This is a genomic window from Dactylosporangium sp. CA-139066, assembly GCF_050936175.1.
Lineage (GTDB): Bacteria > Actinomycetota > Actinomycetes > Mycobacteriales > Micromonosporaceae > Dactylosporangium.
The window spans coordinates 8,948,076-8,971,050 of record NZ_JBNJNH010000001.1; the positions used below are offsets into that span (position 1 = coordinate 8,948,076).

A 22,975-nucleotide genomic window follows, 5' to 3' on the forward strand; every position below is an offset into this window, starting at 1 on the left:
CGTCGGACGGCCCGGCGCCGGCATCCGTCACCGCAGCAGGGCCTGCGCGCGGTCGCGCACGTCGGCGTACACCTTGCGGATCCCCTCGGTGGGAACGGCGGCGACCTCGGCCGCGGACACCGGCCACGCGGGGGCCTCGGCCGTGCCGCGCAGCGCCCAGGCCGCCTGGCGGGCCGCGCCGAGCGCCACGTACTCCCCCGGCTCCGGCACGCTGACCGGCATCCCGAGCAGCGCCGGCGCGATCGCCCGCACCGCCTGCGACGCCGCCGCGCCGCCGATGAGCAGCACCCGCTGCACCGGCACCCCGGCCGCGCGGACCGCGTCGAGGCCGTCGGCGAGGCCGCACAGCATGCCCTCGTACGCGGCGCGGGCGAGGTTGCCCGGGCCGGCGTTGGCGCGGGTGAGCCCGTTGAGCAGGCCCCGGGCCGCCGGCAGGTTGGGCGTGCGCTCGCCGTCGAGGTACGGCAGCAGCGTCAGCCCGCCCGCGCCCGGCTCGGCCGAGCGCGCCAGCTCGTCCAGTGTGGACAGTGACACGCCGAGCAGGTCCGCGGCGGCGGTGAGCACCCGGGCCGCGTTGAGGGTGCAGACCAGCGGCAGGTGCCGGCCGGTGGCGTCGGCGAAGCCGGCCACGGTGCCGCTCGGGTCGGCCACCGGCGCCGTGCTCACCCCGAACACGGTGCCGGACGTGCCCAGCGACACCACGACGTCGCCGGGGCCCAGGCCGAGGCCGAGCGCCGCCGCCATGTTGTCCCCGGTGCCGGCGGCCAGCAGCGCGCCGGCGGCGGTCTCGCCGACGACCTCGGCCGGCCCGGCGACCCGGGGCAGCGCGAGGTCGCGGCCGAACGCGAGCCGCAGCAGATCCGTGCGGTACTCCCCGGTGGCCGGCGACCAGTAGCCGGTGCCCGAGGCGTCGCCGCGGTCCGTCGTCGGCGCCGCGGACCGGTCGGCGCGCAGCCGGTGGGTGATCCAGTCGTGCGGCAGGACGACGGCCGCGGCGCGGGCCGCGACCTGCGGCTCGTGCCGGGCCACCCAGCGCAGCTTGGTGACGGTGAAGCTGGCCACCGGCACGGAGCCGGCCGCCTCGGCCCAGCCGGCCGCGCCGCCGGGCAGCTCGGCGATGAGGTCCTCGGCGGCGCCGGCGGAGCGGGTGTCGTTCCACAGCAGCGCGTCGCGGACCACCTCGCCGGCCTCGTCGAGCAGCACCATGCCGTGCTGCTGCCCGCCGACGCCGATCGCCGCGACCCCGTCGAGCAGGCCGCCGGCGGTCGCCTCCAGCCACGCGTCCCACCAGCGGGCGGGCGCGACCTCGGAGCCGTCGGGGTGGGCGGCGCGGCCCTCCCGCACGACCGCGCCCGTGTCCGCGTCGCACACGAGCACCTTCGTCGACTGGGTGGAGGTGTCCACCCCGGCGACGAGGGTCATGAGCGCACCCCGAGCAGGTGCTCCATCGCCAGCTGGTCGAGGACCTCGAACGCCCCGCCGCGGGCGGCGAGCTTGTCGACGTCGAACTCCTCGGCGCGCAGCGACTCGATCGTCTCGCCCTCGCCGAGGGTCGGCTCGTGCAGCTCCTCGACGCGGGCGGCGGCCAGGGCGGCGGCGACGTCCGGGTCGGCGCGGAAGGAGTGGACCCGCTCGCGCAGGATGAGGTAGTTGCGCATGCAGGCGCGGGCGGTCTCCCACACGCCGTCGTAGTCCTCGGTGCGCGGCGGCTTGTAGTCGAAGTGGCGGTAGCCGGTGTATCCGCCGTTCTCGAGCACGTCGACGGTCCAGAACGCGCCGCGCAGGTTGCCGGCGCCGAAGCGCAGGTCCTGGTCGAAGCGCGGGCCGTGCTGGCCGTTGAGGTCGATGTGGAACAGCTTGCCGTGCCACAGCGCCTGGGCGATGCCGTGGGCGAAGTTCAGCCCCGCCATCTCCTCGTGGCCGACCTCGGGGTTGAGCCCGACGCGGTCGGGTTCCTCGAGGGTGGCGATGAGCGCGAGGGCGTGGCCGATGGTGGGCAGCAGGATGTCGCCGCGCGGCTCGTTGGGCTTCGGCTCAAGGGCGAAGCGGATGTCGTACCCCTGCTCGCGCACGTAGGCGCACAGCAGGTTGAGGCCCTCGCGGTAGCGGTCGAGCGCGGCGGCGACGTCCTTCGCCCCGCCGGACTCGGCCCCCTCGCGCCCGCCCCACAGCACGTAGGTCTCCGCCCCGAGCTCCGCGGCGAGGTCGATGTTGCGCAGCACCTTCTTGATCGCGAACCGGCGCACCGCGCGGTCGTTGGAGGTGAACCCGCCGTCCTTGAAGATCGGGTGGCTGAACAGGTTGGTGGTGACCATCTCCACCCGCACGCCGGTCTCGCCGAGCGCGTCCTTGAAGCGGCCGATGAGCTTGTCCCGGGTCGCGTCGTCGCTGCCGAACGGGAACAGGTCGTCGTCGTGGAACGTCACCGCGGCGGCGCCGAGGTCCGACAGCCGGTGGACGGCCTCGACGGAGTCCAGCGGCGCGCGCGTCGGCCCGCCGAACACGTCCTGGGCCTGCCAGCCGACGGTCCACAGCCCGAAGGAGAACTTGTCTTCGCGGCTGGGCTGGTAATCGTTCATGAGGTACCTCTTCGCGGGCGGGGGGTTGGCGGATGTGGGCCTCAGGTTACGCCGCGGGCCGGGGTTAGTTCAAGATAAGAACTAACCCCGTTCGCACTGAGCCCCCGGCCCTCGCGGCGAAGGTTTTCTAGGCCCGGAAGACCACGCGGTAGTACGTCTCCGAGTGCTGCAGCGCCAGCAGTACCGCGCCCCGGACCTCGGCGTCGGGGCCGAGCATCGACGCCCGGATCTCCACCCCGCGCAGCGCCGGGGCGAGCGCGTGGCGTTCGACGGCCGCGCGCAGCGGGTCGAGCAGCAGGTCGCCGATCGCCGCCAGGCCGCCGCCGACGACGACGAGCGCCGGGTTGTACGCGTTGATGAGCCACGAGGCGGCCAGCCCCAGGTGCTCGCCGGCGGCCGCGATGACCGCCCCGGCGAGGGCGTCGCCGGCCTGCGCGGCCGCGGCCACGTCCCGGGCGTCGAACCCGTCGAGCCCGGCGAGGGCCGACGGCTCCCCGGCGGCGAGCGCGCGGCGCGCGGCGCGGACGATCGCCGGCCCCGACGCCACCGTCTCCAGGCAGCCGACGTTGCCGCAGTTGCAGGGCTCCTCGATGCCCGGTACGGCGTTGTGCCCGATCTCCCCGGCGGTCCCGCCGACGCCGTGGAAGACGCGCCCGTCGGAGAGCACGCCGGCGGACAGCCCGGTGCCGGCGTAGAGCAGGGCCAGGTCGCCGACCCGCTCCCCCGCCCCTTCGAGGTTCTCGGCGACGGCCGCCGCCTGCCCGGCGTTGTGCACGTAGACGGGCGCGCCGAGCTCGGCGGCGAGGATGTCGCGCACCGGCACGTCGCGCCAGCCGAGGTTGGGCGCCAGCAGGCACACGCCGGTGTGGAAGTCGGTGAGCCCCGGCAGCACCGCCCCGACGGCGGCGATCTTCGCGCCCGGCAGCCCCGCCCCGGCGATCGCGTCGCGCACCTCGGCGGCGACCTTGCCGAGCACGACCTCCGGCTCGGCCCCCGGCTCGGCCACCGGCCGCGCCCCGCCGCCGGGCGCCGCCCCGCCCGGCGGCCGCGGCGTCGGGAACTCGCGCCGGGCGATCTCCTCCCCCGCCGCGTCGCCGATCGCGATCGTGGTGCGCCGGGCGCCGATGTGCACGCCCACGACGAGCTGGGAGCGGGCGTTGAACTCGAGCAGGATCGGCGGCCGCCCCCCGCTGACCGCGGTCGAGCCGGGCCCGATCTCGCGCACGAGCCCGTCGGCGATGAGCTCGTCGACGATCGCGGACACCGTAGGTTTGGCCAGGGTGGTGGACCGGGCGATGCTCGCGCGCGACACCGGCCCGCCCTCCTTGACCAGGGCCAGCACCAGCGAGCGGTTCACTTCCCGCATCACGTTGTGGTCGGCGCCGCGGCGTGGCTCATCTGATCGCATAATCCGACAACGCTACCCCGGCGATCACCCGCGGGCGGGCACCCTACATTGGTATCGGACAAGGTACGCCACCAGCCCGGCCGGAAAGGCAGTCTTTCGATGCACATCTCGGCGCGCGGGGATTATGCGGTTCGGGCCTCGCTCGGGCTCGCCGCCGCCTATCCGGCCGTGGTGTCGGCCGCCGGCCTGGCCGACGAGCAGGACATGCCGCGAAAGTTTCTCGAGGCCGTCCTCGGCGACCTGCGCCGCGCCGGCCTGGTGCGCGGCCAGCGCGGCGTCGACGGCGGCTACGTCCTGACCCGCCAGCCGTCGGAGATCATGGTCGGCGACATCCTGCGCGCCGTCGACGGCCCCCTGGCGGAGGTCCGCGGCGTGCGCCCGGAGGAGGCCATGTACTCGGGCACGGCGGAGCACCTGCAGCAGCTGTGGGTCGCGGTGCGCGCGGCGGTGCGCAACGTGCTGGACGAGGTGAGCCTCGCCGACGTCGTACGCGGCCGCATGCCCGCCCACGTCCGCCGCCTCACAACTCCCCCGGCGGCCTGGCAGCCCAGATAGCTGTGCTGGCCCATTGTCCCGCAACGGCGTCACTCCAGCGACGAGCTGGTGCGTTGTTCGCGTCGGGCCCGGCACCCGAATATTCGCCGGCCGGTGCGGGTCGGCGCTGCTCATCGACGACGCGAGCGGGCAGCTGACGGCAACCCGCGTGGCGCACCGCCGGCCCGCGACCGCACGCGTCCGGGCTTGGCACAGCCCGGACGTCGCCGGCGCCCTTCATGACCGTCCCCCAGCGCCCGCGGACCACCGGCCCGCGTCGGCGTCCGCGCTTCCCACGCTCCCCCGCGTGCCGGGCGCACGCGACCGCCCCGGTGCCCACGGACCGACCCAGCCGCGTCCGCGCTTGGCGTGCACCGGGCGCGAGCCGATCCGCGGCATTGTGCCGGATTTATCGCCTGCCGGGGCATAAATCCGACAAGTCGTGGCGCGGAGCGCCCGACTTGTCGGGAGGCCGGCGAGCGCACAGGGCCCGCCGATCTCGGCGAACCGCCTTCGGCGGGCGGGAGCGGCCCTACGCTCGGGGTATGTCGAAAGCGCACGACCCGTACCTGCAGGCGGCCGAGGGGTTCCTGCACAGCATCCGCGCCGAGCTGGACATGGCCGACGATCTCGAGATGGATCGTACGTTGCGGGTGACGCAGACCTATGCGCTCGTGAGCATCGCGCGGTCGCTCAACGAGCTTATCGAGCACCCGGCGGGGGACGAGGCGCCGGCGCTGCTCGCCGCCGCCTCGCTGCGCGGCTGACCGGCGTCAGGCCACGCCGGCGGCGGTGAAGGCGTCGCCGATCGTGGTCACGTACTCGGCGGCGGTGCGCCCGGCGTTGGCCAGGTCCTGCTCGAGCACCGACAGCGGCGGGTCCACCGGGGTCGCGGCCAGCTCGGTGAGCAGCTCGCGCAGGTGGCGCTGGGTCGCCTCGGCCTGGGCCGGGGCCGCCGCCGTGACCGCCGTCACGGCCGCCGCGGCGCGCAGGGCCTGGGGCGGGAGCTGGTCCAGCAGGACCTTGAGGGCGCCCGTGTACGTCGCCTTGTAGGTGGGGGTCGCCACCACCAGGACGGTGGCGCGGCGCAGGCGGTCCAGCGCGTCCTGGACCTGGGGGTCGGCCGGCTGCAGCAGGCGGGGGCCGAGCGCCGCGACGTCGATGGTGTGCGGCACCGGCTGGGCCAGGCGGGCCGCGAGGGCGGCGCCGACCTCCTCGGCCAGGTGCAGCGTGCGCGAGTGGGGGCGCGGGTTACCGGAGAGGACCACGATCACCCGCCGATCCTATCCCCTATCAAACCGATGGGGAATAGCGGGTTTTTCGCCCTTGGCACCGCGGAGCTGGCAGGGAGACGCTTCAGCGTCGACCGGTGTCTCGTGGGAAGAACGGTCGTAACTTGCACGGACCCGAGCCAGGGCCAGAAAAAACGTCACACCCAGGCGCGAGGGTCGGCCACCAGGTCGCGCACGCGCTCCGGCAGCTCGCCCGTCACCACGTCCTCGATCGTCACGGTCTCCAGGATGAGGCGCTCGTTGGCGCGCAGCGCGATCCACACGTCCTGCAGCGCGGACGCGGCGCCGTGGTAGCCGAGCTCCTCGGGGCGCTGGCCGCGGACGTTGGCCAGGGGGCCGTCGATGACGCGGATGATCTCGGCCAGGGAGATGTCGGCGGCCGGGCGGGCCAGGCGGTAGCCGCCCTCGGGGCCGCGCTGGGCGACGACGATGCCGCCGCGGCGCAGCTGCAGCAGGATGCTCTCGAGGAACTTCGGCGGGATCTGCTGGGCCGCGGCGAGGCGGTCCGCGGTCACCAGCTTGGCGTCGCCGGAGCTGGCCGCCAGCTCCGCCACCGCGCGCAGTGCGTAGTCAACTCGGGCCGAAAGGCGCATGTCCTCATCCTCCCACGCGTCGCAACAGGCCCTCCTGCACGGCCGTGGCGATGTGACGGCCGTCCGCGGTGAACATGCGGCCGGTGGCCAGGCCGCGGGCCCCGGAGGCCGACGGGCTCACGCAGTCGTAGAGGAACCACTCGTCGGCGCGGAACGGGCGGTGGAACCACATCGCGTGGTCGAGGCTGGCGCCGGCGAAGCCGCCGGGGCCCCAGACCGCGCCGTGGGCCGACAGCACCGAGTCGAGCAGCGTCAGGTCGGAGGCGAAGGTGAGCACGCACGTGTGCAGCAACGGGTCGTCGGGGAGCTTGCCGTCCAGCCGCATCCACACCCGCTGGTGGTCCTCGGCCGGGCGGTTGCCGGGCCGGACCCAGCCGGGCTCGCCGACGTAGCGCACGTCGATCGGGCGCGGGACGGTGCTCCAGATGCCGGCCCGCTCCGGGTACTTCGCCAGGCGCTCCGCCATCGTCGGCACCTCGTCCGGCGGCGGCACGTCCGGCGGGGCCGGCTCATGGTGGTCCAGCCCCTCCTCGGAGCGGTGGAACGACGCCGACATGAAGAAGATGACCTCGCCGTGCTGCTCGGCGACGGAGCGGCGCACCGAGAAGGAGCCGCCGTCGCGGATGTTCTCCACGGTGTACGTGATGGGGACGCTCGGGTCGCCGGGGCGCACGAAGTAGCCGTGCAGCGAGTGCACGTGCCGGGCCGGCTCGACGGTGCGGCCGGCGGCGACGAGGGCCTGGCCGGCCACCTGCCCGCCGAAGACGCGCTGAGGGCCGACCGGTGGGCTGATGCCCCGGAACCGGTCGTCCCCCAGCGGCTCGAGATCCAGCAGGCGCACGAGCTCGTCCACCGCGGCCTGCCCGCTTGCCAGTTCGGTCACACGGACAATCTACGCAGGAACCTGCCCGTGCAGGCCGCTCAGTCCTGTGACAGTGCTCCCAGCTGGTGGACGCGCAGCGTGTTCGTGGAGCCCGGGGTGCCGGGCGGGGAGCCGGCGACGATGACCACGTCGTCGCCGGGCGCGAGCCACGGCAGTCCGACGAGGGCCAGGTCGACCTGCTTGAACATCTCGTCCGTGTGCTCCACGAACGGCACGTCGAAGGTCTGCACGCCCCAGCTGAGGGTGAGCTGGTTGCGGACCGTGGGCTCCGGGGTGAACGCCAGCAGCGGCAGCTCGCAGTGCAGGCGGGCCAGGCGGCGCACCGTGTCGCCGGTCTGCGAGAACGCGACGAGGGCCTTCGCGCCGATGTTGCGCGCGATGTTGGACGCCGCCGAGGTCAGCGCGCCGCCCTTGGTGCGGGGGTCGTGCTGCAGGCGGGGCACGGTCAGCGCGCCGCCCTCGGTGGTCGCGACGATGCGGGCCATCGTGGAGACCGTCAGGATGGGGTACTTCCCGACGCTCGTCTCCCCCGACAGCATGACCGCGTCGGCGCCGTCGAGCACCGCGTTGGCCACGTCGGAGGCCTCGGCCCGGGTCGGGCGCGCGTTCTCGATCATCGAGTCGAGCATCTGCGTGGCGACGATGACCGGCTTGGCCTGCTCGCGGCACAGCTGCACGGCGCGCTTCTGCACCAGCGGCACCTGCTCCAGCGGCATCTCGACGCCGAGGTCGCCGCGGGCGACCATGACGCCGTCGAACGCGTTGACGATCGCCTCGAGCGCGGCGACCGCCTCCGGCTTCTCGACCTTGGCCAGGACCGGGCGGTGAATGCCCTCCTCGGCCATGATCTCGTGGACGAGCTTGATGTCGTCGGGCGAGCGCACGAACGACAGCGCGATCCAGTCGGCGCCCAGGCGCAGCGCGAAGCGCAGGTCCTCGGCGTCCTTCTCCGACAGCGCGGGCACGCTGACCGCCACGTTGGGCAGGGAGACGCCCTTGTTGTTGGAGACCATGCCGCCCTCGGTGACGAGGACCGCGATGTCGTTGCCCGTGACGCTCGTCACCTCGACGGCGACCTTGCCGTCGTCGATGAGCAGCCGGTCGCCGGGCTTGACCTCCTGCGGGAGCTTCTTGTAGGTGCACGAGACCCGGTCCTTGGTGCCGGAGATCTCGTCACTGGTGATGACCGCGGTGTCGCCGGTCCGCCACTCGTGCGGCCCGTCGGCGAAACGACCGAGTCGGATCTTGGGACCCTGCAGGTCCGCGAGGATGCCCACGGGGCGACCGGCGCCGATGGCGGCCTCCCGGACGAGGTTGTACACCGAGGCGTGGTCCTCGTGGCTTCCGTGGCTGAAATTGAGCCGCGCGACGTCCATACCGGCGTCGACGAGGCCACGGAGCCGCTCGGCCGACGAAGTGGCGGGGCCGAGCGTACAGACGATTTTGGCGCGTCGAGTCACACCCTGAGGCTAGCCCCTCGGCCACCGCGCGTATGCGCTGCCCCGGCCCCACGCCATCAGTTGAGACGTTGGAAACCCTGGCTTTGCTCGATACTGGTCCGATGTCCACTCTGCCCCAGTGGCGGCGGCCGATGCGCGCCCGCGACACCCGCGAGGCCCATCGGGTCGCCACGCCGCTCGAGCTGCTGTTCGACCTGTGCTTCGTGGTCGCGATCGCACAGCTCGGCCAGCTGCTGCACCACTCCGTGGCGGAGCACCACGTGGCGCACGGCGTGGCCGGGTACGTCATGGTGTTCTTCGCCATCTGGTGGGCGTGGATGAACTTCACGTGGTTCGCCTCGGCGTTCGACGCCGACGACGTCCCCTACCGGCTGACGGCGCTGCTGCAGATCGCCGGCGTGCTGGTGCTCGCCGCCGGGGTGCCGGCCGCGTTCGACGGCCGGCTCGGCGTCGTCACCCTCGGTTACGTCATCATGCGGATCGGGCTCACCGCGCAGTGGCTGCGGGCCGCGCACGGCCTGCGCGACGACGCCCGCCGCACCGCGCTGAAGATGGCGGCCGGCGTCTCGGCGTGCATGGTGGGCTGGGCCCTGATCCTGTTCGCCCACGGCACGATGCACACGGCGCTGTTCGTGGTGATGGCCGCGGCCGAGCTGTCGGTGCCGGTGTGGGCGGAGCGGGGCTGGTCGACGCCGTGGCACCCGCACCACATCGCCGAGCGCTACGGCCTGCTGTTCATCATCGTGCTCGGCGAGATCGTCCTGTCGACCACCCTCGCCGTGCAGGGCGGCTTCGGCACGGGCCGCCTGTGGTGGGTGGCCGGCAGCGGGCTGCTGATCGTGTTCGCATTCTGGTGGTTGTACTTCGAGCAGCCCGTCCATGACCGCCTGGTGGACAACCGGCACGCGTTCGTGTGGGGGTACGGGCACTTCTTCGTCTTCGGCTCGGCGGCCGCGCTCGGCGCGGGCCTGGCGGTGGCGCTGACGTCGGACGGCCCGACGCTGCGCGGCAACCTGGCGGTGTGCATCCCGGTCGCCGTGCTGCTGGTGTCGCTGCAGCTGCTGCACCTGCCGTCCCGCCCGGCGGCCGCCGCGTTCGTGGTGTACCTGGCCGCCGCGCTCGTGATCTGCGCGGCCTTCGCCGGGCCGGCGCTGCCGCTCGTGGCCGGCCTGCTCGTCGCGGCGGTGGCGGCGAGGATCATGATTCGCGCCCGGTGAACGCCTCCGCCCGGGCCCGCCCGTCGACGCTGTGGCTGAACACCCGCGCGTCGCCGTCCGTGGTGTGCGTCTGCCCGGTGAGCGTCGCGTGCAGCGGCGTCGCCGAGCTCATCTCGCCCCGCAGGCGCGGCAGCGCCGCCGGGTGCGAGTCGCGCAGCCACGTCACCATGTGCTCGCGCACGAAGCAGCGCAGATCCCACAGCCGCGGCGCGTCCAGGGCGCTGACGAGCGCCCGCAGCCGCATCGCGCTCCCGGTGGCCTCGATGACCTGCAGCACCGACACCCGCCCGTCCCACAGGTCCGTCGACTCGAGCGCCCGGCGCAGCTCCTCGCGCATCTCCGGCACCGGCAGCCACCAGTCGACGTCGAACAAGACCGCGCCGAGCAGCGCCGACTCGCTCCGCGTCCAGTTCTCGAACGGCCGCTCCGTGAACCGCGACGTGGGCAGGATGAGCCGCCGGTCGTCCCAGACGTGCACGACGACGTACGACAGGGTGATCTCCTGCACCCGCCCCCACTCGTTCTCGACGATGACCACGTCGCCGAGGCGTACCGCGTCGGAGAACGCCAGCTGCAGTCCCGCGAACAGGTTGCGCAGCACGCTCTGCGCCGCGAGACCGGCGATGATCCCCGCGAACCCGGCGCTGGCGAGCACACTGGTCCCCACGAGCCGCGCCTCGGGAAACGTCATGAGCATCACGGCCGCCGCGAGCACCGCCATCACGGCCACGGTCACCCGCCGGACCATCACGACCTGCGTGTGCACCCGCCGCGCCGTACGGTTGTCGGGCACGTCGGTCCGAAACCGCGACAGCGCCGCCTCCTCGCCCACCACCAGCAGCGCCGCCAGCAGCCACGCCGCCGCCGCAATGATGATCAGCTGATCGGCGTGCAGGAACGTGTGCCGCCACGAGGCCCCGTCGGCCGCCGCGCGCACGGAGAAGTACACCGCACAGAGCACGATCACCCACTGCACGGGCCGATGCGCCCTGTTGGCCAGATCGGTGAGAAACCGCGACTGCCGCCCCGCCCGCAGCAGCACGACGTGCACGAGCTGCACCACCAGCAACGCCAGCAGCGCCGCCCCGAGCGCAATCCCAAGCGGCGCCAGCGTGTCAACGACCGTCTCCTGCATTCTGCGCGCGTTACCCGCATGGGGTGATCGCCACACTCCGCGAGGAGGTGATCAGTCCAGCGGTACGCGCCGCCGCCGCGCCACCCTCCACAACACCAGCCCGGCAGGCAACACCAGCGCCACGCCTCCCACTCACGAGGGCCGCAAGCCCCTGTTTGCGCCGCCCGCGCCCTCAGCGAACCAGGGCTCGACGCTGGACGGGAACGGTGCACCATCGGCGGCAACCACCGCAGGCCAAGCATCGATCGATCGTCAACGCGATTCGGCGTTGACGTCACCGGCGCCCCCGCGCCGTCCGCCAGAGCACGAGCCCGACAACCAACACCAACGCGGCACCACCCGCGGCGATCGCCCCCACCTTCACCGGCGTTCCGCTGGACCCTCCACCGCCCGCCGCGCCGGACGGCGCCGCAGTTACCGCCGGTGCCGCCGAGGACTCTGTTGCTGGCGGTACATCGGCGGTGAGCGCAGCCACGGGATTCACGATCCCGAACCCGTACTCGTCGTCGCGCCCCGGCTTGCCCTTGTCCGTGGCCGTGGCCGTGACCCGATGTACCACCTCCGGCCCGGACAGGTTCGGATACTTGGCCCGGACCAGCGCCACCACCCCGGCCACGATGGCCGTCGCGTCGCTCGTGCCGTAACCGACGCCGTACTTCCCTTGTGGTCGCGTCGACACGACATCCACGGCAGGCGCGGCGATCACCATCTCAGGGCCGGTCACCGACACCGACGCGTGGTCACCGTTGCGGTCCGTACCGCCGACAGCCACAACGCCGGGAACGCTGGCCGGGAACGCAACCCCGCTCCGATCCGTGGTGTTGCCGACCCCGGCCACCACCACGACGTCGGCCTGCAGCGCCCGCTCGACCGCCTGACGAATCTGCGGATCCTCTCCGACGTCCAGGGACAGGTTGATGACCTTCGCGCCGTGTTCGACCGCCCAGTCGATCCCGTCAGAAATCCCTGTTCCGGCAGACTTCGACTCGCCGCGCAGCACCTGCCCGGGCAGGATCATGGCCTTCGGCGCCACGCCGAGAACACCGCCGCCGTTGGGCAGTCCACGTCCGGCGATCAGACCGGCCATCGCCGTACCGTGACCGACGGAATCGGTCCGGCCGTCGGTGGTATTGCCCTCGCCGAAACCTCTGCCCGGCAGGACCGCGCCCGACAGCTCTGCGTGCTGGGCGTCTACCCCCGTGTCGAGCACGGCGACCACAACGCCGTCACCCTGGCTGATCCCCTGCGCCTGCCGGATCCCGAGCGCCGCGAGATGCCACTCTTGATCCCGGACCTTGTCGGCGGCAGCGGGGCGGGCGGTCAGCAACAGCACCACGACCGCCGCCAGCACCCCGGCGCACAGGCGACGCACCACAGTGATCAACGGTCGATCCCGAGCACGCCCGGTCCAGGTTCGTGACGCTGTTGCGGCGCGGCATCCAACACGGGCGGCACGCCTTCTTCAACCGACCACAGTTCGTCGTCGCCGCCGCGCTTCGATCGACGCCGCTCTGCGTATTCCTCGTACGAGCGGTCACGGAATGCCCCAGCGGGCCCCGCGGCTCGGCCCGCAGACGAAGATTCCGAGGGCGCCGATGGGCTCACGGCGCGACGTGGCCGCCCGGCCTGGGCCGAGCTGACGCGCGGAGGGACACCGCCGATGGGCGCGCCTGGTACCCGCTCCGCCGACGGGTTGGAAGGCCGCGGCCCGCCGATCACGCCTCCAGCTCCCACAGCGCCGGGCCGCAAGCCCACACCGATGCCAGGACTCACCGCAGGGCCGCCCGGACGCGGATCGCCACCGATCACGCCGACCGGCCCTGACGTGGGATAGCCGCCTCCTGCCCCACCGCTGGGCGGCAGCGGCGATCGGCTCGGCGGATCGCCTGCAAGCACAGTCCCAGGCCCGTCGTCGAGGGGGTCCGCTTGCGTTCCTCCTCCCTCTGTCCCGCCCTCACCGGATCCGCCTCCGACCGCCGGCGGCGGTTCGAAGACGGGCGGCGGCAGAATCACGGAACGGCCGCCGCCCGTGGACACGCTCGCGGTCGAGCCGCTCGATTCCGAGTCGTTCTCGATGATTTGCGAACCCGGTTCAATGGAACGGGTTGGCGTCGGCAGCGGGGTGCTGTACGACTTGGCCGCGTCGGCGATCCTGCCGTCCGCCGCGATCATTACGTCTCGGCCACGCTGGTCCAGCGCGGGATCGCTGGTTCTGGCAACCGCGATCCCCTGGCCGGTGCTCCGCGGGTAGCCGGCGTGCAGCGACTCCAGTTGCCGCCGCGCGTCGCGGATGCTCGCGTACGTTTCGTCCACGCCGACGCAGATTTGGCCCGTCGCACGGGCCATGTACGTCAACGCGTCGATCAGGTCGTTGATTCGCCCGACGAATGCGGCCGAAGCGTCGCTGCGTTCCGGCGGCCAGCCTTCCATCAGCCGGTCCCGGTGACCTCGTAGGTTGTCGCGTTGTTGCTCGATCGCCGCCCGAAGCCGATTCAAGGCGTTGACATGCGCAAATCCCGTCTCTGGATCCTCGACGGCGACGACCGCCCACAGCTGCGGGAGGGAGTAGTTCGCGTACGTCTGCGCCATCAGTATGCCCCCACTACGACGCGCATCGAAGACCATGACCGTATCGAACGGCCGCCGTGCTCGGCGACCCCACCGGCAACGATCCGGCAGAACGCGCAAACCCGGCGCGGCCGGCGGCCACGCGACGGTGACTGAGCGGACATCAGATCGGCCGGCCCAGCTTCGGGTCGACAGGCGGGACGTCCGCATTGACCGCCCGCCCCGCCTCCGACATGGCCGTCTGAACGTCCGTACTCGCCAGTGCGTCCGCCGAGGTGTATGCGTCGGCAATCACGTGAGCGGCGCGGGCCATGACCTCGCCGTTGTACATGAGCACGTCCAGCGCTTCGTACAGCTCCACCAGCCGGGCGTGGTAGTTCTTCGCGGCCTGCTTCACGTCGTCGCTCAGCGCCTGCGTGCCGAACAGTGGTGTGTTTGCGAACACCGTCAAGGTCTGCGTCATCTCGGCTGACAGGTGGACGTCCAGGTCGTGCTGGAAGTCGGTGCCGAAGCCGTGCACGGCCGCTACGTCGACCGTGAAACCGTTGTGCTCACTCATCGCGCCCTCCCCCGCCACGATGCGTATCGAACACCCCCGACGGTAGCCGACTAGCGATGCGTGGCTCGACCCCGTTCAGGGGAGCCGCAGAACCGACATAAAGGTCACGGACCCCACGGCCAGGACGGGGTTGGGGACGTCGCCGGGAAGGGGGCCGGCGGCTGTTGCCTGGGCAGGTCGCAGGCGTCCAGGCCGGTGTCGTACCCGCTGAAGAACGAGGCCGTGCGCTGGGCGGGGGAACCGTGGGCGCCCTCCTGGAACCACGGCTCGCCCGGAGGGTCGCCGACCGAGATCAGGCCCGACTTCAGCTCGTCCAGGTCGCCCTGCTCCAGGCGCAGGTCGCCGACGCGGATGGAGTCGCCGATCACGGCGCCGGCGAAGCAGTCGGCCTGCAGTTCCTGGTAGATCGTGAACTGGTACTGGATGCCCAGGCGCTGCTGGATGCCGTGGCCGTACTCGTGGCCCAGCAGGTAGAAGACGAAGGCGTCGCCCATCTGGGTGTACACCTGCTCGGCCCACGCCGAATCGTAGGCGATGAAATCGCCGATCGGGCAGTACGCGGCGTTCTCGGCGGGGATGGGCTGCAGGCCGCACGAGAGCTCGCCGTCCGAGGTGTACGGGACGATCCGCGCGATCGGGCGGAAGCCGACGATTTTCGCGGACCAGTAGCGCTCGGTGACCGAGATGGCCGTGGACAGGTCGCTGGAGAAGGCGCCGGAGAATGTGCGGCCAGCGTGGGCCGGGCGCGGGGAGAACAGCAGGAGCAGCAGGCCGGCCAGCGCGGCCGTCAACAGGCGAGGGGCTTTCATGGCCGAGGGGTACCCCGGGAGCGAACCGGCTACGAGGTCCGCTCCCGAAGTGCACCTCAGGCGGATAGGGCCACCGCGGCGGGGTCGACCGGCGACGGGAGGGTGCCGTCGCCGCCCAGGTAGGCGTGGATCGACGCGGCGGCGGCGCGGCCCTCGGCGATCGCCCACACGATGAGCGACGCGCCGCGGTGCATGTCGCCGGCGATGAAGACGCCGGGCGCCGAGCTCTGCCACGTGCCGTCGGTGTCGATGCCGCCGCGGCGGTTACGGGTCAGGCCGAGGTTGGCCAGCAGCGGGCCCTCCTCGGTGCCCTCGAAGCCGATCGCCAGCAGCACGAGGTCGGCGGGGTACTCCCGCTCGGTCCCCTCCACCACGGAGACGATGCGCCGGCCGTTCACCCTGGACACCTGTACCTCGGCGATGCGCACCGCGGTGAGGTTGCCCTCGGCGTCGCCCTCGAACGAGGTCACGGCGACGGCGAAGGCGCGCTCGCCGCCCTCCTCGTGCGCGGGGTAGTTGCGCAGGATCCACGGCCACGTCGGCCACGGGTCGCGGCCCTCGTCGCGCTCCTGCGGCGGCACCGGGTACTGGTCCAGCTGCAGCACGGAGCGGGCGCCCTGCCGGTGGGCGACGCCGAGGCAGTCGGCCGCGGTGTCGCCACCGCCGATGATGATGACGTGCTTGCCCTCGGCGGTGATGGACGCCGACGGCTGCTTGCCGGCGACGACCCGGTTGGACTCGACGAGGTGCTCCATCGCGAGGTGGATGCCGCGCAGCTCGCGGCCCGGCGTCTCCGCGGTGTCGCGGCCGGCGAGCGCGCCGCAGGCCAGCAGCAGCGCGTCGTGCGACGCCCGCAGCTCCTCCACGGACACGGTCACGCCGACGTTGACGCCGGTCTTGAAGCGCACGCCCTCGGCCCGCAGCTGCTCCAGGCGGCGGTCGATGTGCTCCTTCTCGAGCTTGAAGTCCGGGATGCCGTACCGCAGCAGCCCGCCCAGGGCGTCGTCGCGCTCGTAGACGGTGACGTCGTGGCCGGCGCGGGCCAGCTGCTGGGCGGCGGCCAGGCCCGCGGGGCCGGAGCCGACGACCCCGACGCTCTTGCCGGAGCGCTCGGGCGCGGGGCGGGGCGTGACCCGCCCGGCCGCGACGGCCCGGTTGATGATCTCGACCTCGACCTGCTTGATGGTGACCGCCTGGCCGCCGGCGATGGACAGCACGCAGGCCGCCTCGCACGGCGCCGGGCACAGCCGGCCGGTGAACTCCGGGAAGTTGTTCGTGGCGTGCAGCGCCTCGATGGCGAAGTCCCAGTCGCCGGTGCGGACGAGGTCGTTCCAGTCCGGGATGCGGTTGCCCAGCGGGCAGCCGTCGTGGCAGAACGGGATGCCGCAGTCCATGCAGCGCGTGGCCTGCTCACGGATCAGCTCGTCGGAGGCGGACGGGTACACCTCCCGCCAGTCCCGCAGGCGCACGGGCACCGGCCGCCGGGCCGGCAGCCGCCGCTCGAAGCGCAGGAAACCGTTCGGGTCAGGCACGGGCCACCTCCATGACAGCCGCATCCACGTCGCGGCCGGCGGCCTCGGCGGCCCGGATCGCCTCCATCGCGCGCTCATAGTCCCGCGGCATCACCTCGGTGAACTCCGCGACCGCGGTCTCCCAGTCGGCCAGCAGACGCTCGGCGACGGCGGAGCCGGTCTCGGCGAGGTGCTCCTCGATCCGGGCCCGCAGGGCCGCCGGGTCCGACACCGGGCGCAGGTCCACCAGCTCGGCGTTGACCCGGTCGCGGTCGAGCCGCCAGACGAAGGCGACGCCGCCGGACATGCCCGCCGCGAAGTTGCGGCCGGTGGGGCCGAGCACGACGACGGTACCGCCCGTCATGTACTCGCAGCCGTGGTCCCCGACGCCCTCGACGACCGCGGCGGCGCCGGAGTTGCGCACCGCGAAGCGCTCGCCGGCGCGGCCCCGCATGAACAGCTGGCCGCCGGTGGCACCGTAGAGCACGGTGTTGCCGCCGATGATCTGGTCCTCGGCGACGAACGGCGCCCGCTCGTCGGGGCGCACGATGAGGCGCCCGCCGGACAGGCCCTTGCCGATGTAGTCGTTGGCGTCGCCGTACAGCCGCAGCGTGACGCCGCGGGGCACCCAGGCGCCGAACGACTGCCCCGCGGTGCCGCGCAGCGTGATGTCCACGGTGTTGTCGGGCAGCCCGGCGCCGCCGACCCGGCGGACGACCTCGCCGCCCAGCATCGCGCCGACCGAGCGGTGCTCGTTGCGCACCGTGATCTCCAGCCGGACCGACTCGCCCGCGTCCAGGGCCGGCGACACCGCGGCGATGAGCTGGTTGTCGATGGCCCGCTCGAGGCGGTGGTCCTGCTTGGTGGTCTGCCGGCGCACGGCGTCGTCGGCCAGCGGCGGCACGTGCAGCAGCGGCGTCAGGTCCAGGCCGCCGGCCTTCCAGTGGTGCACGGCCGGGCGCACGTCGAGCAGCTCGGTGTGGCCGATCGCCTCGTCGAGGGTGCGGAAGCCGAGCTCGGCCAGGTAGCCGCGGACCTCCTCGGCCATGAACCAGAAGAAGTTCTCGACGAACTCCGGCGCGCCGGTGAACCGCTTGCGCAGCTCCGGGTTCTGGGTGGCGATGCCGACCGGGCAGGTGTCCAGGTGGCAGACGCGCATCATGATGCAGCCGGAGACGATGAGCGGCGAGGTGGCGAAGCCGTACTCCTCGGCGCCGAGCAGCGCCGCGATGACCACGTCCCGGCCCGTCTTGAGCTGCCCGTCGACCTGGACGCTGACCCGGTCGCGCAGGCCCGACAGCAGCAGCGTCTGCTGCGTCTCCGCCAGCCCGAGTTCCCACGGCGTGCCGGCATGCTTGAGCGAGTTCAGCGGCGACGCACCGGTACCACCGTCATGCCCCGAGATGAGGATGACGTCCGCCTTCGTCTTGGCCACGCCGGCCGCGACGGTGCCCACGCCGACCTCCGACACGAGCTTGACGTGCACCCGCGCCGAGGGGTTGACGTTCTTGAGGTCGAAGACGAGCTGCGCGAGGTCCTCGATGGAGTAGATGTCGTGGTGCGGCGGCGGCGAGATGAGCCCGACGCCCGGCGTGGCGTGCCGGGTCCGGGCGATCCAGGGCCACACCTTGTTGCCGGGCAGCTGCCCGCCCTCGCCGGGCTTGGCGCCCTGGGCCATCTTGATCTGCAGGTCGTCGGCGTTGACGAGGTACTCGGTGGTGACGCCGAAGCGGCCGCTGGCGACCTGCTTGATCGCCGAGCGGCGGCGCGGGTCGTGCAGCCGGTCGGAGTCCTCGCCGCCCTCGCCGGTGTTGGACTTGCCGCCGATGTTGTTCATCGCGATCGCGAGCGTCTCGTGCGCCTCGGCCGAGATGGAGCCGTAGGACATGGCACCGGTGGCGAAGCGCTTGACGATCTCGACGGCCGGCTCGACCTCGTCGATCGGCACGGGCGGGCGCACGCCGGTGCGCAGCTCGAAGAGGCCGCGCAGCGAGCCGGCCTGCCCGGCGAGCTCGTCGACCTTGGCCGTGTAGCGGCGGAAGACGTCGTACTGCTTCGAGCGGGTCGCGTGCTGCAGCAGGAAGACCGTCTCCGGGTTGAACAGGTGCAGCTCCCCTTCGCGCCGCCACTGGTACTCCCCGCCGACCTCGAGGCGCCGGTGCGCCCGCTCGGCCTCGTTGGACGGGTAGGCCCGCGCGTGCCGGGTGGCGATCTCGGCGTGCACCTCGGCCAGGCCGATGCCGCCGATCTTGCTCGGGGTGCCGGTGAAGTACCGCTCCACGAAGCGCGGGTCGAGGCCGACGGCCTCGAAGACCTGGGCGCCGCAGTACGACGAGACGGTCGAGATGCCCATCTTGGACATGATCTTCAGGACGCCCTTGCCGAGCGCCTTGACGTAGTTGTGGATCGCCTTGTCCGGGTCGATCCCGGCGAGGGCGCCGGTGGCGATGAGGTCCTCGACGCTCTCGAACGCCAGGTACGGGTTGACCGCCGAGGCGCCGAAGCCGGACAGCAGCGCCACGTGGTGCACCTCGCGGCAGTCGCCGGACTCGACGACCAGCGACACCTGGGTGCGGGTCTGCTCGCGGACCAGGTGCTGGTGCACGGCCGCGGTGAGCAGCAGCGACGGGATCGGGGCGAGGTCGGCGGTCGAGTCGCGGTCGGAGAGCACCAGGATGCGCACGCCGTCCTCGATGGCCTCGGACACGCCGCGCATGATCTCCACGAGCCGGCGCTTGAGGCCGGTCGCGCCGTCGCGCACCGGGTAGAGGCCCGACACCCGCACGGCCTTGAAGCCGGGCAGGTCGCCGTCGTCGTCGATGTGCAGGATCTTGGCCAGGTCGTCGTTGTCGATGACCGGGTACGGCAGCGCGATCTGCCGGCAGGACGCCGGGCCCGGCTTGAGCAGGTTGCCCTCGGGGCCGATGGTGGACGCGACGCTGGTGACGAGCTCCTCGCGGATCGCGTCCAGCGGCGGGTTGGTGACCTGCGCGAACAGCTGGGTGAAGTAGTCGTACATCAGCCGCGGCCGGGTGGACAGCACCGCGACCGGGGTGTCGGTGCCCATCGAGCCCAGCGGCTCCGCGCCGGCCTTGGCCATCGGGCCGATGAGGATCTTGAGCTCCTCCTCGGTGTAGCCGAAGGTCTGCTGGCGGCGCTGGACGGAGTCGTGCGTGTACACGATGTGCTCGCGCTCGGGCAGGCTCTCGAGGTCCATGAGCCCGGCGTGCAGCCACTCGTCGTACGGCTCGGCGGCGGCCAGCTCGGCCTTGATCTCGTCGTCGGTGCGGATGCGCCCGGCGGCGGTGTCGACCAGCAGCATCTTGCCAGGCGCCGAGCGGCCCTTGGCGACGATGGTGGCCGGGTCGAGGTCGAGCACGCCGGCCTCGCTGGCCAGCACGATCAGCCCGTCGCTGGTCTGCCACCAGCGGCCCGGGCGCAGGCCGTTGCGGTCGAGCACGGCGCCGACGAGGGTGCCGTCGGTGAACGCCACGCTGGCCGGGCCGTCCCACGGCTCCATGAGCGAGGCGTGGAAGCGGTAGAAGGCGCGGCGGGCCGGGTCCATGCGCGGGTCGTTCTCCCACGCCTCCGGGATCATCATGAGCACCGCGTGCGGCAGGCTGCGCCCGGCCAGGTGCAGCAGCTCCAGGGCCTCGTCGAAGTTCGCCGAGTCCGACGCCTCGGGCGTGCAGACCGGGAACAGCCGGCGGATGTTGCCCGGCAGGTTCTCCGTGGCCAGCAGCGCCTCGCGGGCGGCCATCCAGTTGCGGTTGCCGCGGATCGTGTTGATCTCGCCGTTGTGGGCGATGATGCGGTACGGGTGCGACAGCTCCCACGACGGGAACGTGTTGGTGGAGAAGCGCGAGTGCACCAGCGCGATCGCCGAGGCGACCCGCTCGTCGGACAGGTCGGGGAAGAACGAGACGACCTGGTCCGGGGTGAGCATGCCCTTGTACGTCATGGTGCGCGCCGACAGCGAGGGCAGGTACAGCTGGATGCCCCGCTCCCGGGTCTCCCGCTCGGCCTGCTTGCGCACGCAGTAGACGACCCGGTCCAGGTCCAGGCCGGACAGCACCGTGCCCGGCGCGCCCAGCTTCTCGGCGCTGAGGAACACCTGGCGGATGCGCGGCATGGCGGCCAGGGCGGTGGCGCCGAGGTCGGTGGCGTCGATCGGCACGTCGCGCCAGCCGAGCACCTGGGCGCCCTCGACCAGCGCGTACTTCTCCAGCACCCGCTGGGCGCGCTGCGCGGCCTCGTCGTCGGTCGGCAGGAAGGCCAGGCCGGTCGCGTACTGCCCGGCGGCGGGCAGCTCGAACGGCACGACGGCGCGCAGGAACGCGTCCGGGATCTGGATCATGATGCCGGCGCCGTCGCCGGTGTTGGGCTCGGCGCCGCGGGCCCCGCGGTGGTCCATTCGCCGCAGCGCCGACAGCCCCTTGTGGACGACGTCATGGGACCGGCGGCCGTTGATATCGGCGACGAAGGCGACCCCGCAGGCGTCGTGCTCAAAGGCCGGGTCGTACAGACCCTGCAGCTGCGGTCCCGGGTACACCATCGGGCCTCCTGACGTCATCGAGTGCAAATCGGGACAACGTCGGCCCTGGGGAGCGGTCTTGCCAGTGTACGCGAAGAGCGGGCGCAATTTGCATGGTTGGTACTCGAGTCCGTACCCCATGCAGGCACGCCCGCCGCGTTGGTTGCCGACCAACGTACCGTGCGCACCGGCGGCCGACCTACAGCGTGAGATCGTGACAAATCCCACGTCGCGGCAGGTGGGGCCGCTGTTACCGAACTGTCACGCAACCTCCGACAGTCCGGAAGACGTCCAACGAGCGGATGGCTGCCGTCATCCGTTACTTCCTACGATGATGCCCGGCCGGATCGCCCGCCACCGCGCGGTCCCGGCAAGTTGAACCGGTGGCACAAACACGGGATACACCGGGGTTGCGACCGGTGCATCCTCAGTCACGACGCAATTCAAGAAGGAGGTGTGGACATGGGAGTCTCCGCACGCGCACTGGCCACGATCGCCGCGCTCACCAGCGTTGTTCTGCTCGCCGCCGGCTGCGGCGGCAGCGACGAGGTCAAACCGAAGTGGAACGGCAATGACGGCGGTGCCGGCGGCCCCTCGGCTTCCGCGTCCGCCGATCTGCCCACGGCGGCCTTCGCCGCTCCCGCCGACGGTGCCAGCAACGTCTCCACCGCCACCGAGCTGTCCCTGCAGGGGGGCCCGGGCGCCAGCGCCCAGGTCACGCTGACGGACGCCTCCGGGGCGGCGGTGGCCGGCGCGCTGCGCTCCGACGGGACGAGCTGGGTCCCCGGCACGCAGCTCAAATACGGCACGCAGTACACGGCGAGCGTGACCTCCGCCGGCGACCCCGCCGGCAAGAAGATCACGTTCACGACCATGGCGAAGCCCGGCAAGACGGTCAACGTCTCCACCGCGATCACCGACAACAAGACGTACGGCGTGGGCATGCCCATCGTCGTGCGGTTCGGCTCCAGCGTCCCGAAGGAAATGCGCGCGGCGGTGGAGAAGCGGCTGCTGGTCACCTCCGACCCGCCCCAGGTCGGCACCTGGTACTGGTTCGACGGCGGCGAGGTGCACTACCGCCCGAAGGAGTACTGGCAGTCCGGCACCAAGATCAACGTCCGGCTCGCCGTCGGCGGCCTCCAGCTCACCAAGAACGGCTGGGGCACCAAGGACGTCACGAGCACCTTCACCATCGGCGACAAGATCGTCATGACGACCGACGACAAGACCCACCAGATGACGGTGGAGCAGAACGGCCAGGTCATCAAGACGCTCCCGGTGAGCCTCGGCAAGCCCAAGACCCCCTCGTCCAGCGGGAACATGGTGGTCATGGACAAGAACCAGTCCGAGCTGTTCGTCGGCACCGACCCCGACGACCCGTACCGCGAGACGGTGTACTGGACGCAGCGCATGACCAGCGGCGGCGAGTACATCCACTCGGCCCCCTGGTCGGTGGACAGCCAGGGCAAGCGCAACGTCTCGCACGGCTGCACCAACGTCTCCGAGGCCAACGCAAAGTACCTGTACAACCTCACCAAGATCGGCGACGTCGTGATCGTGAAGAACACGACCCGCAAGCTCGCATGGGGCAACGGCTGGACCGACTGGGACAAGTCGTGGGACGAGTACGTCAAGGGCAGCGCCTTGCCCGCGCCGGCGGACACCGCGAACCCGGGCACCTCGGCGTCGGCGTCGACCTCGGCCGGCGCCTCGGCGCCGGCGAGCGCTCCGGCCGCGTAACACCACAGCTACCGCGTAACACCACAGCTACCGCGTAACACCACAGCTACACAGGGCAGCTCCAACGTCGTCGAGGCCGCCGCTCTGCTCCCACCCGGGGCGGACGGCGGCCTCGACGCTGCGGCGGAGCCGGTCCACCGGCTGCGGTCGGGC

18 protein-coding genes are annotated in these 22,975 nt (G+C 72.3%); 4 read left to right on the plus strand and 14 right to left on the minus strand.

Features of this window, described 5'->3' with window-relative positions:
• Positions 1–27: 27 nt before the first annotated feature.
• The 3 genes from xylB to ACQEVU_RS41010 form a co-directional block, all read right to left on the minus strand.
• Positions 28–1,422: a xylulokinase gene (xylB, locus tag ACQEVU_RS41000; RefSeq protein WP_433333501.1), complete on the minus strand. Its 1,395-nt coding sequence runs from the start codon at positions 1,420–1,422 to the stop codon at positions 28–30.
• On the minus strand, positions 1,419–2,579 hold the full coding sequence (xylA, locus tag ACQEVU_RS41005) for a xylose isomerase (protein WP_433333503.1): 1,161 nt from the start codon (positions 2,577–2,579) through the stop codon (positions 1,419–1,421). Before xylA ends, xylB begins: the two co-directional genes overlap by 4 nt.
• A 127-nt stretch (positions 2,580–2,706) precedes the next feature.
• The gene (locus ACQEVU_RS41010; protein ID WP_433333505.1) at positions 2,707–3,936 is read right to left on the minus strand and encodes an ROK family protein; all 1,230 of its coding nucleotides are present in this window, start codon (positions 3,934–3,936) and stop codon (positions 2,707–2,709) included.
• 150 nt (positions 3,937–4,086) lie between these two features.
• Between ACQEVU_RS41010 and ACQEVU_RS41015 the strand changes: the two genes are divergently transcribed.
• Positions 4,087–4,542, plus strand: a complete 456-nt coding sequence (locus ACQEVU_RS41015) for an RrF2 family transcriptional regulator (protein ID WP_433333507.1) — start codon at positions 4,087–4,089, stop codon at positions 4,540–4,542.
• Positions 4,543–5,066: 524 nt separating this feature from the next.
• On the plus strand, positions 5,067–5,288 hold the full coding sequence (locus tag ACQEVU_RS41020) for a hypothetical protein (protein WP_433333509.1): 222 nt from the start codon (positions 5,067–5,069) through the stop codon (positions 5,286–5,288).
• Between the two features lie 6 nt (positions 5,289–5,294).
• Here the strand turns inward: ACQEVU_RS41020 and ACQEVU_RS41025 are convergent, their stop codons facing one another.
• From ACQEVU_RS41025 to pyk, 4 genes are all read right to left on the minus strand, one after another.
• Positions 5,295–5,795, minus strand: coding sequence for an NADPH-dependent FMN reductase (locus ACQEVU_RS41025; RefSeq protein ID WP_433333511.1), 501 nt, complete (start codon positions 5,793–5,795; stop codon positions 5,295–5,297).
• Between the two features lie 155 nt (positions 5,796–5,950).
• A complete protein-coding gene (locus tag ACQEVU_RS41030; protein ID WP_433333513.1) occupies positions 5,951–6,406 on the minus strand; it encodes an RrF2 family transcriptional regulator in 456 nt (151 codons plus the stop codon).
• Between the two features lie 4 nt (positions 6,407–6,410).
• The gene (locus ACQEVU_RS41035; protein WP_433335272.1) at positions 6,411–7,280 is read right to left on the minus strand and encodes an acyl-CoA thioesterase; all 870 of its coding nucleotides are present in this window, start codon (positions 7,278–7,280) and stop codon (positions 6,411–6,413) included.
• 47 nt (positions 7,281–7,327) lie between these two features.
• Positions 7,328–8,749, minus strand: a complete 1,422-nt coding sequence (gene pyk / locus ACQEVU_RS41040; RefSeq protein WP_433333515.1) for a pyruvate kinase — start codon at positions 8,747–8,749, stop codon at positions 7,328–7,330.
• A gap of 101 nt (positions 8,750–8,850) precedes the next feature.
• Between pyk and ACQEVU_RS41045 the strand changes: the two genes are divergently transcribed.
• Positions 8,851–9,966 (plus strand): low temperature requirement protein A, encoded by a 1,116-nt coding sequence (locus ACQEVU_RS41045; RefSeq protein ID WP_433333517.1) that lies wholly within the window; start codon positions 8,851–8,853, stop codon positions 9,964–9,966.
• On the opposite strand, the gene ACQEVU_RS41050 is transcribed toward ACQEVU_RS41045, so the two are convergent.
• The 7 genes from ACQEVU_RS41050 to gltB all read right to left on the minus strand — a co-directional run bounded on the left by ACQEVU_RS41050 (position 9,947) and on the right by gltB (position 21,121).
• Complete coding sequence (locus tag ACQEVU_RS41050; RefSeq protein WP_433333519.1) at positions 9,947–11,101, minus strand: mechanosensitive ion channel family protein; 1,155 nt, start codon at positions 11,099–11,101, stop codon at positions 9,947–9,949. The two genes, ACQEVU_RS41045 and ACQEVU_RS41050, sit on opposite strands and share 20 nt — an antisense overlap.
• 274 nt (positions 11,102–11,375) lie before the next feature.
• Positions 11,376–12,476, minus strand: coding sequence for a S8 family serine peptidase (locus tag ACQEVU_RS41055; RefSeq protein ID WP_433335274.1), 1,101 nt, complete (start codon positions 12,474–12,476; stop codon positions 11,376–11,378).
• Between the two features lie 5 nt (positions 12,477–12,481).
• Complete coding sequence (locus tag ACQEVU_RS41060; RefSeq protein WP_433333521.1) at positions 12,482–13,726, minus strand: hypothetical protein; 1,245 nt, start codon at positions 13,724–13,726, stop codon at positions 12,482–12,484.
• Positions 13,727–13,832: 106 nt separating this feature from the next.
• Complete coding sequence (locus tag ACQEVU_RS41065) at positions 13,833–14,228, minus strand: hypothetical protein (RefSeq protein WP_433333523.1); 396 nt, start codon at positions 14,226–14,228, stop codon at positions 13,833–13,835.
• A gap of 104 nt (positions 14,229–14,332) precedes the next feature.
• Positions 14,333–15,037 (minus strand): neutral zinc metallopeptidase, encoded by a 705-nt coding sequence (locus ACQEVU_RS41070; RefSeq protein WP_433333525.1) that lies wholly within the window; start codon positions 15,035–15,037, stop codon positions 14,333–14,335.
• 56 nt (positions 15,038–15,093) lie between these two features.
• Positions 15,094–16,569, minus strand: coding sequence for a glutamate synthase subunit beta (locus ACQEVU_RS41075; RefSeq protein ID WP_433333527.1), 1,476 nt, complete (start codon positions 16,567–16,569; stop codon positions 15,094–15,096).
• Positions 16,562–21,121, minus strand: coding sequence for a glutamate synthase large subunit (gene gltB, locus ACQEVU_RS41080; protein WP_433333529.1), 4,560 nt, complete (start codon positions 21,119–21,121; stop codon positions 16,562–16,564). Before gltB ends, ACQEVU_RS41075 begins: the two co-directional genes overlap by 8 nt.
• Before the next feature lie 423 nt (positions 21,122–21,544).
• On the opposite strand from gltB, the gene ACQEVU_RS41085 reads away from it, so the two are divergent.
• Positions 21,545–22,822 (plus strand): Ig-like domain-containing protein, encoded by a 1,278-nt coding sequence (locus tag ACQEVU_RS41085; protein WP_433333531.1) that lies wholly within the window; start codon positions 21,545–21,547, stop codon positions 22,820–22,822.
• Positions 22,823–22,975 lie beyond the last annotated feature (153 nt).